Origin of the sequence: Streptomyces sp. NPDC048331 (assembly GCF_043201215.1) — a bacterium.
GTDB lineage: Bacteria > Actinomycetota > Actinomycetes > Streptomycetales > Streptomycetaceae > Streptomyces.
Map to the genome: position 1 here is coordinate 11939 of NZ_JBICYT010000038.1, position 15275 is coordinate 27213.

A 15275-nucleotide genomic window follows, 5' to 3' on the forward strand; every position below is an offset into this window, starting at 1 on the left:
GGCAACCTATCCCGCGGGCCCGACGGAAAACGGTGCGGGTCCTGAGCCGGGTACGGGGACAATGGGCCGGTGCGTTACGCGATTCTCGGAACCGCCCAGGCCATCCACGACGACGGGACCCCCGTGGCCGTCGGCGGAGCACGCCTTCGGGCGCTCCTGACCGCGCTCGCGCTGCGGCCGGGGCGGGTGGTGCCCGCCCGGCTGCTCGTCGCCGAGGTGTGGGACGGCGACCCGCCCGCCGACGCGGTGGCGGCCCTGCAGGCGCTGGTCGCCCGGCTGCGGCGGGCGCTCGGTCACGCGGCCGTGCGTTCCGCGGAGGGCGGCTACCAACTGGCCGCCGAGCGGGAGGACATCGACCTCTACCGCTTCGAGCGGCTGGCCCGGGCCGGGGACACCGCGCCGGACCCGGCCGAGGCGGCGGCCCTGTACGAGGAGGCCCTCGCCCTGTGGCGCGGTCCGGCCCTCGCCGATCTGCCGGACCCGGCCGCGGAGGCCGCGCGCTGGGAGGCGGTACGGATGGACGCGCGCCGGGGTCGGCTCGCGGCGGCCCTGGCGCTGGGCGAGGCGGAGCGTTCCCTGCCGGAGCTGACCGCTCTGTGCGCGCGGCACCCGCTGGACGAGCCGCTGCACACCCTGCGCATCCGGGCCCTGCGCGACGCGGGCCGCCCGGCGGAGGCGCTGGCCGCCTACGACGGCGTCCGCCGGGAGCTGGCCGACCGGCTGGGCGCGGACCCGGGGCCGGAGCTGCGGGCCCTGCACGCCGAGCTGCTGACCTCGGACGCGCCGCCGCCGGCCGCTGCCGTCCCGGCCGCTGCCCTCCCGGCCGCTGCCCTCCCGGCCGCAGCCGTCCCGCCCGCGGCCGCCCCCGCCGCACCCGCCGCACCCGCCGCACCCGGCGCACCCGCGTCCGCGGGCAATCTGCGAGCCCGCCTGACCACCTTCGTCGGCCGCGAGGACGACATCCGCGTCATCGGGGACGATCTCGCGCGGGCCCGCCTCGTCACGCTCCTCGGGCCCGGCGGCGCCGGCAAGACACGGCTGTCCCAGGAGGCCGCCGAGGCCCAGGACGAGAGCGCCTGGCCCGACGGGGTGTGGCTCGTCGAACTCGCCCCCATCGACGGGCACGGCGACCCGGAGGACGTCGCCGAAGCCACCCTCGCGGCGCTCGGTGCCCGGGAGACCAAGCTGCGCGGCGCCGCCGCCGAGGAGTTGCGGGCCCTCACCGAACGCGCCGGCGACGACCCTCTCGACCGGCTCGCCGAGCACTGTGCACGCCGGCGGCTCCTGCTGCTGCTCGACAACTGCGAGCACGTCATCGGCGCGGCCGCCGCCCTCGCGGAGCGGCTCCTCACGCACTGCCCCGACGTCCGGATCCTGGCCACCAGCCGCGAACCCCTCGGCGTCCCGGGGGAGTCCCTGCGCCCTGTGGAACCGCTGCCCGACCCCATCGCGCTACGGCTGCTCGGCGACCGCGGGGCCGCGGCACGGGCCGGGTTCACCGTCGAGGAGGACCCGACCGCCGCGGCCGAGATCTGCCGCCGTCTCGACGGGCTGCCGTTGGCGATCGAGCTGGCCGCGGCCCGGCTGAGGCTGCTCACGCCGCGCCAGATCGCCGACCGTCTCGACGACCGGTTCCGGCTCCTGACCGGCGGTGCCCGGACCGTGCTGCCGCGCCAGCAGACCCTGCGCGCCGTCGTCGACTGGTCCTGGGAGCTGCTCGACGAGGCCGAACGCACCGTCCTGCGCCGCCTGTCCGTCTTCGCCGGCGGCTGCGACCTGGCCGCCGCCGAGGCCGTCTGCGCCGACCCGGCCGACCCCGACCCCTACGACGCCGCCGACGTCCTCGGCTCCCTCGTCGACAAGTCCCTCGTCGTGGCCGCCCCCGGACCCGACGGCGCCGGCATGCGCTACCGCCTGCTGGAGACCGTCGGTGAGTACGCCGCCGAACGCCTCGCCGAGGCCGCGGGCGACCGCGAGGCCACCGAGCACCGCCACCTCGTCCACTACCGCGAACTCGCCCGCACCACCGAGCCGCTGCTGCGCGGCCACGGCCAGCGGGCGGCCGCCGACAGGCTCGCCACCGAGTACGAGAACTTGCGTACCGCCCTGCGCCGGGCCGTCGCCGCCCGCGAGGCCGACGAGGTCCTGTGCCTGGTCCACTCGCTCGGCTGGTACTGGCACATGCACGACCTGCGCTCCGAGGCCCGGCACTGGGCCGAGGCCGCCGCCACCCTCGGCCCCAACCCCTTCGAGCCGCCCTTCGTCGCCGCCGAGCCCGTCCACGAACGGCTCGTCGACACGCCGCCGCCCTACTCCGGCGAAACACGCACCGAGGGCTGGCGCGCCCTCAACCTGGTCCTGCTGGCCTCCCGCGACCAGACCAACGAGACCTGGAACACCCCCTCGGTCCGTGCCCTGATCGACGGGGTCCTCGCCACCTACCGGCCCGGACTGCCGCAGACCTGCCGAACCCCCGCCTCCCTGTGGATCTACGCCGTCATGATCGCCGGCGACCCGGGACTGCTCCAGCGGGTCGTCGACGCGACCGTCGAGACCACCCGTGAGCTCGGCTACCGCTGGGAGCTGGCCTCCGCGCTCCAGCTGCGCGCCAACATCCTCGCGAACCGGGCCGACTGGGCCGGGGATGCCTCGCGCGACGCCGACGAGAGCCTGGCCCTGTTCCGTGAACTCGGCGACGCCTGGGGCTGCGCCGAAGCCCTGGCCGCCCGTGCCGAGGCCCGGGAGAAGCGCGGCGAGTACGCGCCGGCCGCCCGCGACTACCTGGAGGCCATCGCCTACGCCGAACGCCTGGGCGCCATGGCCCAGGTGACGGTGCTGCGCGTACGGATGGCCGGGACGCTGACCGAGGCCGGCCGGATGGAGGAGGCCGAGCGGATCCTCACCGAGATCAGCGCGACCACGCAGCGGTACGGCAACGAGGCCATGCCCGCCGCCCGGATGTTCCTCGCGGGCATCCTCGGCCGCACGGGACGGATCACCGAGGCGCGCGCCCAGTTGCAGGTCCTGCGGGAAGAGTTCGCCTTCGGCGCGTTCGCCATCTTCGACGGTTTCCTGCTCGCCACGATGGCCTGGCTCGACAACCGGCAGGGGCTGTACGAGGACGCCCTCGACCGGCTGCGCCAGGGCATGGCGACGGCCATGGACCCGATGGCACGGATGGTGGCCCCGCAGATGCCCGCGGTCTACCTGCTGACCGCGGCGCTGTCCCTGGTCTCGCTCGGGGGCGCGCGCCGGGAGTACGACGCGGCGCGGCTGCTGGGCGCCTACCGGGCGTTGCTGCCGCCCGCGCACTTCCCCGTGACGACGGAACGCGAGGACTACGCCCGTGCGGGGGAGCTGGCACGGGCGGCGCTGGGCCCCGCCGACTACGAGAAGGCGTACGCCGAAGGCGGCGGCCTCTCCCTGGAGGAGGCCACCGCCCTCATCTGACCCGGCCCCCGGCCGGTGTCCGTCCGGGACGCGATCCGAACGGATCGGTCCGCGGGTCAGGTCTTCTGGCGGAACTTCCGTACCGCGAGCGGCATGGTGACCGCGGTGATGGCCAGCGACCAGACCAGGGTCATCCACACCGAGTCACCGACCGGAGTGCCGTTGATCAGGGCGCGGGCGGCGTCCGCCAGGTTCGACAGCGGGTTGTAGTCCGTGAAGGACTGCAGCCAGCCCGGCATCGTGGTCGGCGGGGCGAAGATCGAGCTGCCGAACTGCAGCGGCATCAGGACCATCATCGCCATGCCCTGGACGGCCTGCGGGGTCTTCATGGTGAGACCGAGCAGGACGAAGATCCACATCAGCGAGGCGCCGAAGACGGCCGACAGGCCGATGGCGAGGAACAGGCCCATCACCGGACCCTTGATCGACAGGCCGAGCAGGAAGCCCACGGCGAGCAGGATGGCGATGGCGACCATCATCCGGCCGAGCTCGACGACGATCTTGGCGATGAGGACCGACGACCGGGCGATGGGCATGGACCGGAACCGGTCCATCACGCCCTTCTTGAAGTCGTCGTTGACGCCGGTGCCGACACCCATGGCGATGTTCATGCCCATCATGGCCATGAGGCCCGGGACCACGTAGTTGACGTAGTCCGCCTGGTTCCCCTTGCCGGAGATCGCGCCGCCGAAGACGAACACGAACAGCAGCGTGAAGATGATCGGCATGAACACGACGTCGAACATCGACTCGGGATCCTGCTTGATCTGCAGGGCGTTGCGGCGCACCAGGGCGCCGATGTGCCGCAGGTTGCCCCGCAGGCCGATCCGACCCTCACCGTGCGGGGCGGCCACCGAGGCCGGACCGGTCGCGGTGGGAGCGGGCTTCGTCGTGGTTACGGTGCTCATGCCGCGACCTCCTCGATCTTCTCGGTGGGAACGCCCGCAGGTGTCGTCGCCTCGACGGAGGTGGGCTTCTGGCCGGTGATGGCCAGGAACACCTCGTCGAGGCTGGGCAGATAGGTGCCGAGGTCGGCGATCGCGTACCCGCGGGCGGCCAGCAGGCCGACCACGGCCGTCAGCTGCTCGTCGCTCAGGATCGGGACCAGCAGCACGCCCTCGTCCGGTACGGCCTGGCTGCCGGCCACGCCGTCCAGTCCGGCCTCGGCCAGCGAGCGGGCCATGCCCGGCAGGTCCGAGGAGTCCACGGGGCGGATCCTCAGGGTGCGGCCGCCGACGCGCGCCTTCAGCTCGTCGACCTTGCCGTTGGCGATGACCTTGCCGCGGTCGATGACCGTCAGCTCGCTCGCCAGCTGCTCGGCCTCCTCCATGTACTGGGTGGTGAGCAGCACGGTGGCGCCCTCGGCCACCAGGCGCTGGACCTCGTCCCACACCTCGTTGCGGGTGCGGGGGTCGAGACCGGTGGTCGGCTCGTCCAGGTACAGCACGGCCGGGTTCCCGATCAGGGAGGCGGCGAGGTCGAGCCGCCGGCGCATACCGCCGGAGTAGTTCATGACGGCCTTCTTGGCCGCCTCGGTCAGCGAGAACCGCTCCAGCATCTCGTCCGCGCGGCGGCGGGAGTCCTTGCGGGAGAGGTCGAGCAGCCGCCCGATCATGTAGAGGTTCTCCCAGCCGGAGAGCTTCTCGTCGACCGAGGCGTACTGGCCGGTGAGCCCGATGGTGCGGCGCAGCTGCCGCGGCTGGCGGACCACGTCGAAACCGGCGACGGTCGCCGTTCCGGAGTCCGGGACGATCAGGGTGGAGAGGCAGCGGACCAGCGTGGTCTTGCCGGCGCCGTTGGGGCCGAGGACCCCGAGGACCGTGCCCTCCCGGACGTCCAGGTCGACACCGTCGAGGGCCTTGGTCTCACCGTAGTGCTTGACCAGCCCCCGTACCTCCACGGCGTTGGGCTTGTTGTCGTTTCGCGTCATGCCCCCTATGGGAGCAGCCGCCACTGACAAAGCACCGACAGCCGACCGACAAACGTACGACAGACATACGACAGCCCGCCGGCACGCGGCCGGCGGGCTGTCGGGACGTCGCTCACCTCATCAGTGGAAGGCGTGCTCCGCCTGCGGGAACGTTCCGCCGACCACGTCCTCGGCGAAGGCCCTCGCCGCGCCCGTCATGGTCTCGCGCAGCTGCGCGTACTGCTTGACGAACTTCGGCATCTTCCCGCCGGTCAGGCCCATCATGTCGGTCCACACCAGCACCTGCGCGTCGCACTCCGCGCCCGCGCCGATGCCGACCGTCGGGATGTGCAGGGACCGCGTGACCTCGGCGGCCAGCTCGGCCGGGACGAGCTCCAGCACCACCGCGAACGCGCCCGCGTCCTGCGCCGCCTTCGCGTCGCGCAGCAGCTGGTGCGCGGCCTCGTCGCCGCGGCCCTGCACCCGGTAGCCCATGGCGTTGACCGACTGCGGGGTCAGGCCCAGGTGGGACATGACGGGGATGCCGGACTGCACGATCAGCTCGGTCTGGGCCAGCGAGCGCTCGCCGCCCTCCAGCTTCACCGCGCCGACCCCGGCCTCCTTGACGAGACGGGTGGCGCTGCGCAGGGCCTGCACGGCGCCTTCCTGGTACGAGCCGAACGGCATGTCGCCGATGACCAGCGCACGGCTCGTGCCGCGTACGACGGCCGCCGAGAGCATGGTCATCTGGTCCATCGTCACCGGGACGGTGGAGTCGTAGCCGAGGTGGCAATTGCCCATGGAGTCGCCGACGAGGATGACCGGGATACCGGCCTCGTCGAAGACGGACGCGGTCATCGCGTCGTAGGCGGTGAGCATGGGCCACTTCTCGCCGCGTTCCTTGGCGAGGGTCAGGTCGCGGACGGTGATGCGCCGGGTGCCCGTGCCTCCGTACAGGGTGGGGGAGGCCGCGGCGGCGGGTTCGCGGGCAGGCGAAACGGCATGCGTCATTGCAACTGCTCCTTGTGTCATCTCGAGGCGCCCTTACGACGTCCCCGGACTCACCCCCCATGGTGGCATCCGCGCGGGCAAAGGCGGAAGTGGTCCGTGGTGCGAGCCTGACCACGGGATCCAATGTGCGCGTTTCGTGACAAGCGGAACCCGCTGCGTACGGCCGTTCGTCATCCCGGACACACGACCGTGACCGATGGTCGTGACGTACGGCACGGAAGGCTCCGGTTCATCGCCTAGGGTCAAGGGGCGGGGACGGAGCGCGAGCGCGGCAGTGAGGGCAGTGGTATGGCACAGGCGTACATGACGGAGTCGGGGAACGGCGGCTCGGAACCCGAGCCCTCCGGATCCCGCCTCCGGCGCCGGCTGACCGTACTGCGCAAGGATCCGGGGATCTGGCGGCGCGGCTGGGTGCTCGCCGGGATCGCCGTGCTGATCTCGCTCATCATGATCATCCACGCGGACCTGCCCAACGACGTGGGCAACCTCGGAAGCCTCACCGAGACCTTCCTGCCCTGGTTGGGCCTCGCCGTCCCGCTCCTGGTCGTCGGGGCCGTCTACCGCAGGTCCGCCACCGCGCTCCTCGCGATACTGCTGACGGCCGCGGTCTGGGCGAACCTCTTCGGCGGCCTGGTCACCGACAAGTCCGGCTCCGGCGGCAACCTGGTGGTGGCCACCCACAACGTCGACGCCGACAACCCCGACCCGCACGGCACCGCCCGGTCGGTGGCCGGGTCCGGAGCCGACGTGCTGGCCCTGACCGAGCTCAAGGGCAGTGCCGTCCCCGTCTACGAGAAGGCCCTCGCGGCCACGTACAAGTACCACTCCGTCGAGGGCACCGTCGGCCTGTGGAGCAAGTACCCGCTCACCGCGAGCGCGCCCGTCGACATCCGGATGGGCTGGACCCGGGCCATGCGCGCCACCGTCACCACCCCCCAGGGGCCGGTCGCCGCCTTCGTCGCCCACCTGCCCTCCGTCCGGGTCAAGCTGAACGCCGGCTTCACCGCCAATCAGCGCGACGACAGCGCCGACGCGCTGGGCGCCGCGCTCGCCGCCGAACCGCTGAAGAAGGTCATCCTGCTCGGCGACCTCAACGGAACGATGAACGACCGTGCCCTGTCCGAGGTCACCTCGCAGATGCGCTCGACCCAGGGCGCTGCGGGCGACGGCTTCGGCTTCAGCTGGCCGGCGCAGTTCCCGATGGCCCGGATCGACCAGATCATGGTCCGCGGGATCAGGCCGGAGGCCTCCTGGACCCTGCCCCGCACCGGGAGCGACCACCTTCCCGTGGCCGCCCGGGTCACCGTGAAGCCCTGACGGACGCGGCGCCGCGAAGGCCCCGGTCGCTCTCCTGGGAGAGCGGCCGGGGCCTTCGCCGTCCTACGCCTGCTCGCGCCAGCCGTTCGTGATCGGCAGCCGGCGGTCCTTGCCGAAGCCCTTCGCGGAGATCTTCGTGCCCGGCGGGTACTGGCGACGCTTGTACTCCGCCGTGTCCACCATCCGCAGGGTCCTGGCCACCAGCTCCGCGTCGAAGCCCGCCGCCACGATCTCGTCGAGGCCCTGGTCACGGTCCACGTACATGGCCAGGACCGCGTCGAGCACCGGGTAGTCCGGCAGCGAGTCCGTGTCCACCTGGCCCGGGCGCAGCTCGGCGCTCGGCGGCTTCACGATCGAGTTCCGGGGGATGGGCGGGGTCTCGCCGCGCTCGACCGCGGCCCGGTTGCGGTACTCCGCGAGCCGGAAGACGTCCGACTTGTAGACGTCCTTGATCGGGCCGTACGCACCCACCGAGTCGCCGTACAGGGTGGAGTAGCCGACGGCCAGCTCCGACTTGTTGCCCGGGGCCAGCACGATGTGGCCCTCCTGGTTGGACAGGGCCATCAGCAGGGTGCCGCGCAGCCGGGACTGGAGGTTCTCCTCGGCCAGGCCGGTCAGGCCCAGCGAGCCCATGTAGGCGTCGAACATCGGCTCGATGGAGACGGTCCGGAAGTTCAGCCCGGTGCGCTCGGCCAGGTCGGCCGCGTCGCTCCGGGAGTGGTTCGAGGAGTACTTCGAGGGCATCGAGACGCCGTACACGTTCTGCGCGCCGATCGCGTCGCAGGCGATGGCGGCGACGAGCGCGGAGTCGATGCCGCCGGAGAGGCCGATCAGGACGGAGCGGAACCCGTTCTTCCTGACGTAGGCGCGCAAGCCCACGACCAGCGCGTCGTAGACCTCCTCGTCGGCGTCGAGCCGGTCGGCGTATCCGCCGGTGACCACCGGCTCGTACGGCTCCACGGGCTCCTCGGAGAGGATCACGCGCTCGATGCGCAGCCCGTCGTCCACCACGCCCTCGGGCGCGTCGGCGCGGGCGGCCGGCAGGTCGAGGTCGACCAGGACGCACCCCTCGGAGAACTGCGGGGCGCGGGCGATGACCTGCCCGTCGGCGTCGACGACGATCGAGTCGCCGTCGAAGACCAGCTCGTCCTGGCCGCCGATCATCGCCAGGTAGGCGAGGGTGCAGCCGGCCTCCTGGGCCCGCTTCCGGACCAGTTCGAGGCGCAGGTCGTCCTTGTCGCGCTCGTACGGGGACGCGTTCACGGAGATCAGCAGACCGGCCCCGGCGGAGCGGGTGGCCGGGACCCGGCCGCCCTCCTGCCACAGGTCCTCGCAGATGGCCAGGGCGACGTCGACCCCGCCCACCCGGATCACCGGCTGCGTGTCACCCGGTACGAAGTACCGGAACTCGTCGAACACGCCGTAGTTGGGGAGGTGGTGCTTGGCGAAGCGCAGGACGACCTGCCCGCGGTGCAGCACGGCGGCCGCGTTCTCCGGGGAACCGGCCGGGCGGCCCAGGCGGGGTACGGCCCGCTCGGTGCGGTCGAGGTAGCCGACGACGACCGGCAGTTCGCCGAGGCCCTCGGCCGCCAGCCGCTCCGCGAGCTCGCGCAGGGCGGTGCGGGAGGCCTCCACGAAGGAACCGCGCAGGGCGAGGTCCTCGACGGGGTACCCGGTCAGCATCATCTCCGGAAAGGCCACCAGGTGGGCGCCCTGCTCGGCGGAGTGCCGGGTCCAGTGGACGACCGAGTCGGCGTTGGCGGCGATGTCGCCGACGTGCGAGTCGATCTGATTCAGAGCGAGTCGAAGTTGAGGCACGGATCCAGTGTAATCGTCTTTCTGACGCGATGTCCTGGGTGCCGCCTGTTTCCGGCGTGGTGAGGCTCCGTCAGCCGATGGGGCCGGCGTACTTCACCTTGTCCATCAGGAACCCGGGGGAGAAGTCCACGGTGACGCGTTCGGTGCCCTTGGGGAGCTCGAACGACTCGACCCCGTCTGCGGTTTCACCCGGCATCAGGGCGCCCGAGATCGTCTTCGGCATGTCGAAGCCGTACACCGGTTCGGCGGGCACCCCCCGATCGTCACGGACGTCGGGGTGGACGTACCTCACGTCGAACGGGGCGGTCGAGTGGTTGGTGACGGTGACGGTGAACTGGACCGCGTTCTTGACGCTCTTGCGGTCGTACGCGTTCTTCGGCACGTACTTCGTCGGAACGGAGAGGCTCACCTTGACGCCGTTCGGGTAGGTGAAGGTCTCGCCGAACGGCAGCGGGCTGGTCAGTCCGGGGACCTGGGTGGGCGTCGCGGACGGGGACGACCGGGGCTCGATGCCGGGCGGCCGCTCGTCCGTCTGCCCTTCCTCCTCGACCTGCCGGTCGCTGCGACTGTCGACCTTGTCGACGATCAGGACGGAGAGGAAGAAGCCGCCGACCGAGGCGAGCAGGCCGAGCACGGAGAGGACGACGCCGACGACGGCCGTCGACTTGTTCGGGGCGCCCTGGTTGGCGCGGACGACGCCCCCGATGCCGAGGCCCAGCCCGACGGCGGCGATCAGGGTGCCGGCCCAGAAGAAGAACGGGAGGACGCCCAGCACGATCCCGAAGCCGCCGGTGACGAGGGCGGCGACGGCCAGGCCGTTGCCGCTCCGGGCGGACTGCGGGTAGCCGGGGCGTCCGGCGGGGCCGGGATACCCCGGGTGGCCGGGATACCCGGGGTGGGAGGCTCCGGGGTCGTGGGTGGTGGGCCCGCCCCACGGGTTGTCCGGTGCGGTGGGAGGGCCGGGGGCGCCGGGGGCGCTGAAGCCCGTGGCCGCGGGGGTGGGGGTCGACGCCGGGGCGGCCGCCGAAGGCGCCTCGGGGGCCTCGGGGGTGGCGGGTGCCTGGGGTGCCGCGGGGGCCTTCGCCGGCGCGAGCGGCTGCGCGGGCGCCGGTACGGATTCCACCTCGGGGGCCGCGGGTACTGCGGTCCCTCCGTGTGCCGCGGGTATCTCCGGTGTCCCGGGTGTCGGAGTGCCCGCCGGCTCGGTCGGCGGACCGACGGAGGTGCTGGGCGGGTTCGGCGGGGTGCTCATACCGGCGGGGTCGTCCTCTTGTCGCGGCAGTCGTGATCCCCGCAAGAGTGCCATGCCCGCGCCCGGGGCCCACCCCGCTTCCGGCCCGCCCGGCACCGGGCCCGGCACCGGCCCCGGTGTCGGTGCCGGGGCCGGGCGGGCGGCGGTGCCTACAGCTGGTAGCCGAGCACCGTCATCATCCCGGACTCCGAGTGGTAGACGTTGTGGCAGTGCGTCATCCACAACCCGGGGTTGTCCGCGTCGAAGTCCACCGTCAGCCTGCGTCCCGGCAGGAGGATCGCGGTGTCCTTGCGCGCCCCTCCCTCCTGATCGCCCAGCGCGAAGGTGTGCCCGTGCAGGTGGATCGGGTGCCACATGGGCGTGTTGTTGGCGAACACGAGCCGGACCCGTTCGCCCGCCTTCACCGGGTGCCGCTGGTCGGGGGTGTACGGCTTGGCGTCGAAGGCCCAGTTGTACGCGTTCATGTTGCCGGTGAGCCGGATCTGCACCGTACGGTCCGGATCCCGCGGGGCCAGCGCGACCGGTCCGGCGGCCTTGAGCGCGTCCGCCATCAGCGGCGGCGCGTCCAGTTCGGCCGGTCGGGTCGCGGCCGTGGGCGCCGTCCCCGATCCGGTGCGCAGCACCGCGAGCGCCGAGCCCTCCTTGCCCTCGGCCAGCGCGGTGAGGGGGAAGACCCCGTCCTTGGCGGTGACCAGCACGTCGTACCGTTCGCCCATGCCCAGGAGCAGCGAGCCCGTCCTCGTCTGCGCCACCGGGTAGCCGTCGGAGTGGGTGACCGTCAGTTCGTGGTCGCCGAGGGCGATACGGAAGGCGGTGTCCCCACCGGCGTTGATGATGCGCAGCCGGATCCGGTCGCCGGGCTTCGCCGTGAGGACCGAGGGGTCGTCCGCCACCCGCCCGTTGATCAGGTAGTGCGCGTAGACGACGTCGCCCGCGTCCCCGCCGAGGTAGTCGCTGTGGCCGCCCATGGCGACGTACGAGCGCTTCTTGCCGGCGCCGGGGGAGGTGGAGGTGGGAGCGGAGGGGGAGGCGCTCGGGCCGTGGGCCGCGTGGGCCCCGCCGTTGCCGCTCATGCCCTTGCGGAGCTCGGCGAGGACCGCGTCGGGGGTGGCGCCGTCCACCCCGTCGATCCAGTCGTCCAGGACCACCACCCACTCCTTGTCGTAGGAGAGGGGCTCCTTGGGGTCCTCGACGACGAGCGCGCCGTACAGGCCGCGGTCCTGCTGGACCCCGGTGTGCGGGTGGAACCAGTACGTGCCGGGGGTCGGGACGGCGAACCTGTACGGGAAGGACCCGCCCGGGGCGATGTCCCGCTGGGTCAGTCCCGGGACCCCGTCCATGTCGTTGCGCAGGGCGAGGCCGTGCCAGTGCATGGAGGTGGCCTCGGGGAGGTTGTTGGCCAGGGTGAGGGCGAGCGTGCCGCCCGCGGTGGCCCGGACCTCCTGGCCCGGCAGCTTGTCCCCGTACGCCCAGGAGCGGACGGTGATGCCGGCGCCGAGGTCGAGCGGGGTCGCGGTGGCGGTCGCCTTGACCTCGGTGAGGGGGCCGGTGGCCTTGCGGGCGGCCTCGGCGGCCCGCACCTCGGGCCCGGCCGGGTCGACGTACCCCTCGGGCAGGCCGGCGGCGGAGCCGCCGTGGTTCATCGAGCCGTGGCCGGTGGCCCCGGATCCGCCGGAGTGCCCCGAGGACCCGGAGGATCCGGCCGATCCTGAGCAGGCGGTGAGCAGTCCGGAGCCGAGGACGGCGGTGGACGCTCCGAGCACGGTGCGACGGGTGGGAAGAGAGCGCATGGGAGCACCTCATGGGTGTGGTGTTGCGGGTACATGGGCACGGTGGGCGCCACCCCGGGCACGCGCGGGCACGCAGGCACGCAGGGGCGTGCGGGCACGCGCGGGCATGCGGGGGCGGCGCGGCCGCCCTATACCCGCAGGACCGCCAGCCGGGTGAGGAGCTCTCGGGCCGTGGGCGGGTCCGGACCTCCGCCGGACCGGCCCGGTATACGGGCCGCGCCCCCGAGCGGCGCGGCGCGTCGGGATCCGGTCCGGCCGGTGCCGATGAGCAGCACGACGAGCCCCGCGAGCACGGCGAGGCAGACCGACATGGGGTCCATCTCGGTCGCGGGCATCTCGTACCCCCACGCGGGGAACGCGGGGGAGGGCACTCCGGCGGCCGTGGCCGCGGTGTGGCGAGTGCCACCGTGCGGGGGCGGGGCCGGCTGCTCCGCCGAGGCAACGGAGTGGGCCGGGGACACGTCTTGCATGGCGTGGGACTCAGTCGGATGCCCCAAGGTGTGCATGGTGACGATGCCCAGCAGCAGTGCGGCGAGCAGCAGCAACCGGGATCCCGGGGCGGCTCGCCGAGCACTGCGCGTCATGACGGGAACCCTACCGGGGGTGGGTATCCGATCGGAGGACCGACCCCGAGTCTGCTTAGGATTAGTCACACTATGTCCGCACATGGACTCTCATCGCGAACCGCCTGGCCGGTCGCCACCCTGATCGGGCTCGCCGCCGCGGCCTACACCGCGTGGGTGCTCGAAGTCGTCCTCTCCACGGGCCTGAACCCCATCGAGACGTACGTCAGCGAGCTCGCCGCCCAGGACCAGCCGCTCGGCGGCCTCTTCCGGGCCACCGACTTCACCGCCGGGCTGCTCGCCTGCTCCGGAGGGCTCCTGGCCCTGGTCCGGCTGCTGAAGTACGCGGAGTCCCGCCGCTCCTGGGCGGTCATCGGCTGGGCCGGCGTCGCCCTCTTCGGCGCGGCCACCGCCGCCGACGCCTGGCTGCCGCTGAGCTGCACCCCCACCGTGGATCCCGAATGCGCCGCCCGGGAGACCGCCGGACTGGTCCCCGCGACCCACCAGGCCCACGCCGTCAGCAGCGGCCTCGCCATGACCGGAGCCCTCGTCGGCCTGGTGGCCCTCACCGTCGCCGCCCGCCGCTACGGCTGGTTCGCCCCGCTCGCCCGCTACGGTCCCGCCCTCGTCGCCCTCGAACTGCTCGCCACCGTCTGGACGCTGTCCGCGATAGCCCTGTTCACCGCCGGGCGCGGGACCTGGGCCCTCGGCGCCGGCCAACGGCTCCAGGTGCTCCTCGTCGCGCTCTGGCTGGGTCTGCTCGCCTATTCCGTCCACAAGGAAGGCCGTACGTGAGTGTCACCGGCCGGTTCGTCCGCGTCGGCTCCGGGGCCGACGGGGTTCCGCTGCATGTCGTCGTCGAAGGCCGCGGACCCGTGTGCGTGCTCAGCGCCGGGCTCGCCATGGCCTGGTTCGACTGGGACCCGGTCGTCGCGCCGCTCGTCGCCGCGGGCCGCACCGTCGTCCGCTTCGACCGCCCCGGCCACGGTCTCAGCGGCCCCGCCACCGAGCCGCCCACCACCGCCGGGGAGGCCCACCGGATCGCCGGGCTGCTGGACGCGCTGGGTCTCGGCGCCCGCGACGCCGGCCCCGTCACCGTCGTCGGGCACTCCATCGCCGCGTTCCACGCCGAGGCCTTCGCCCGCCTGTACCCCGAGCGCACCGCCGCACTGGTCCTGGTCGACGGCAGCGTCGAGGAATCCCCGCGTACGGCCCTGCCCGCCGCCCTGCGCACCGGCGCCACCCGCGCCTTCGGCCGGGCCCTGACCGCCGCCGGACTACCGGCCGCGCTGGGACCGGCGGCCCGGCGCGCCACCGTACGGGCCTCCCGCACCGGCGGGTCCGACCCGGCCCCGCGGGACCTCGTACGCCGCTGCTACCGCACCGGCCGGGTCTGTCGCGGCATCCTGCTGGAGAACTCCCGCTACCTGGACATGGCCGCCGAGCTGCGGACCCTGCGCGGGACGCACGCGCTCACCGCACCCACCACCGTCCTCGCCGGCCACGACGGCTCGGCCGGGCGCTCGGCCCTGCGCTGGCTGTCCCGGCAGGCGGACCTGGCCGACCTGCTCGGCGCCCGCTTCGAGGTCGCCGAACCCGCCGGACACCTGGTCATGCTGGACCGCCCGGGCCAGGTGGCGCGGACGGTCCTGGCAACGGCCGGGCAGGAGGTTCCCCGTCCCGGTCAGACCCGGGCGTAGACCTTCTCCACGAAGGTGGCCATCTGGGGGTCGGTGAGGTGCACGGCGAGGTCGGCCTCGCTGATCATGCCCACCAGCTTCTTGTTCCGGATCACCGGCAGCCGGCGGATCTGGTGGCTCTGCATCTCGTCCAGCACGTCGCCGACGTCCGCGCTCGCGTCGATCCAACGCGGGGTGCCCCGGGCCATGTCACCGCAGGTGACCTTGGCCGGGTCGTGGCCCCTGGCCACACAGTTCACGACGATGTCGCGGTCGGTGATGATGCCGCACAGCCGCTCCTCGGCGTCACTGATGGGCAGGGCGCCCACATCGAGCCGGGCCATCAGCTGGGCTGCCCGGTCGAGGGTCTCGGTGGCGGCAATCCACTGGGCCCCGGGGTGCATGATGTCTGCGGCGGTGGTCATCGCTGAACCTCCTGAGCACGCCGTCCGACACCGGGCGCGGACGCGTCCGGTGCGGCGTCCC

The 15275-nt window shown here is 73.1% G+C and carries 12 protein-coding genes; 4 read left to right on the top strand and 8 right to left on the bottom strand.

Annotated elements, in window-relative coordinates; all coding sequences use genetic code 11:
- Nucleotides 1–69 precede the first annotated feature (69 nt).
- On the top strand, nt 70–3450 hold the full coding sequence (locus tag ACGFYY_RS34670; protein ID WP_393715583.1) for a BTAD domain-containing putative transcriptional regulator: 3381 nt from the start codon (nt 70–72) through the stop codon (nt 3448–3450).
- 56 nt (nt 3451–3506) lie between these two features.
- On the opposite strand, the gene ACGFYY_RS34675 is transcribed toward ACGFYY_RS34670, so the two are convergent.
- The 3 genes from ACGFYY_RS34675 to panB all read right to left on the bottom strand — a co-directional run bounded on the left by ACGFYY_RS34675 (nt 3507) and on the right by panB (nt 6370).
- The gene (locus ACGFYY_RS34675; protein WP_365265751.1) at nt 3507–4358 is read right to left on the bottom strand and encodes an ABC transporter permease; all 852 of its coding nucleotides are present in this window, start codon (nt 4356–4358) and stop codon (nt 3507–3509) included.
- Nucleotides 4355–5380: an ATP-binding cassette domain-containing protein gene (locus ACGFYY_RS34680; RefSeq protein ID WP_393715586.1), complete on the bottom strand. Its 1026-nt coding sequence runs from the start codon at nt 5378–5380 to the stop codon at nt 4355–4357. The genes ACGFYY_RS34675 and ACGFYY_RS34680 overlap by 4 nt, the downstream gene beginning before the upstream one ends.
- Before the next feature lie 120 nt (nt 5381–5500).
- Entirely contained in the window at nt 5501–6370 is an 870-nt protein-coding gene (panB, locus tag ACGFYY_RS34685; RefSeq protein WP_030730758.1) for a 3-methyl-2-oxobutanoate hydroxymethyltransferase, read from the bottom strand.
- A gap of 288 nt (nt 6371–6658) precedes the next feature.
- Between panB and ACGFYY_RS34690 the strand changes: the two genes are divergently transcribed.
- Nucleotides 6659–7687 carry an endonuclease/exonuclease/phosphatase family protein gene (locus tag ACGFYY_RS34690; protein WP_393715588.1) on the top strand — a complete coding sequence of 343 codons (1029 nt, stop codon included), beginning with the start codon at nt 6659–6661 and terminating at the stop codon, nt 7685–7687.
- Nucleotides 7688–7750: 63 nt separating this feature from the next.
- Here ACGFYY_RS34690 and ACGFYY_RS34695 read toward each other — a convergent pair whose 3' ends face one another.
- The 4 genes from ACGFYY_RS34695 to ACGFYY_RS34710 all read right to left on the bottom strand — a co-directional run bounded on the left by ACGFYY_RS34695 (nt 7751) and on the right by ACGFYY_RS34710 (nt 13131).
- Nucleotides 7751–9505, bottom strand: coding sequence for an NAD+ synthase (locus tag ACGFYY_RS34695; protein ID WP_393715590.1), 1755 nt, complete (start codon nt 9503–9505; stop codon nt 7751–7753).
- A 70-nt stretch (nt 9506–9575) separates the two neighbouring features.
- Nucleotides 9576–10757 (bottom strand): hypothetical protein, encoded by a 1182-nt coding sequence (locus ACGFYY_RS34700; protein ID WP_393715592.1) that lies wholly within the window; start codon nt 10755–10757, stop codon nt 9576–9578.
- 149 nt (nt 10758–10906) lie between these two features.
- On the bottom strand, nt 10907–12547 hold the full coding sequence (locus tag ACGFYY_RS34705) for a multicopper oxidase family protein (protein WP_393715594.1): 1641 nt from the start codon (nt 12545–12547) through the stop codon (nt 10907–10909).
- 128 nt (nt 12548–12675) lie between these two features.
- Nucleotides 12676–13131, bottom strand: coding sequence for a hypothetical protein (locus ACGFYY_RS34710; protein ID WP_393715596.1), 456 nt, complete (start codon nt 13129–13131; stop codon nt 12676–12678).
- Between the two features lie 72 nt (nt 13132–13203).
- On the opposite strand from ACGFYY_RS34710, the gene ACGFYY_RS34715 reads away from it, so the two are divergent.
- On the top strand, nt 13204–13905 hold the full coding sequence (locus ACGFYY_RS34715) for a DUF998 domain-containing protein (RefSeq protein WP_393715598.1): 702 nt from the start codon (nt 13204–13206) through the stop codon (nt 13903–13905).
- Nucleotides 13902–14810, top strand: a complete 909-nt coding sequence (locus tag ACGFYY_RS34720; RefSeq protein WP_393715600.1) for an alpha/beta fold hydrolase — start codon at nt 13902–13904, stop codon at nt 14808–14810. The genes ACGFYY_RS34715 and ACGFYY_RS34720 overlap by 4 nt, the downstream gene beginning before the upstream one ends.
- On the opposite strand, the gene ACGFYY_RS34725 is transcribed toward ACGFYY_RS34720, so the two are convergent.
- The gene (locus tag ACGFYY_RS34725; protein WP_393715602.1) at nt 14795–15214 is read right to left on the bottom strand and encodes a CBS domain-containing protein; all 420 of its coding nucleotides are present in this window, start codon (nt 15212–15214) and stop codon (nt 14795–14797) included. The two genes, ACGFYY_RS34720 and ACGFYY_RS34725, sit on opposite strands and share 16 nt — an antisense overlap.
- Nucleotides 15215–15275 lie beyond the last annotated feature (61 nt).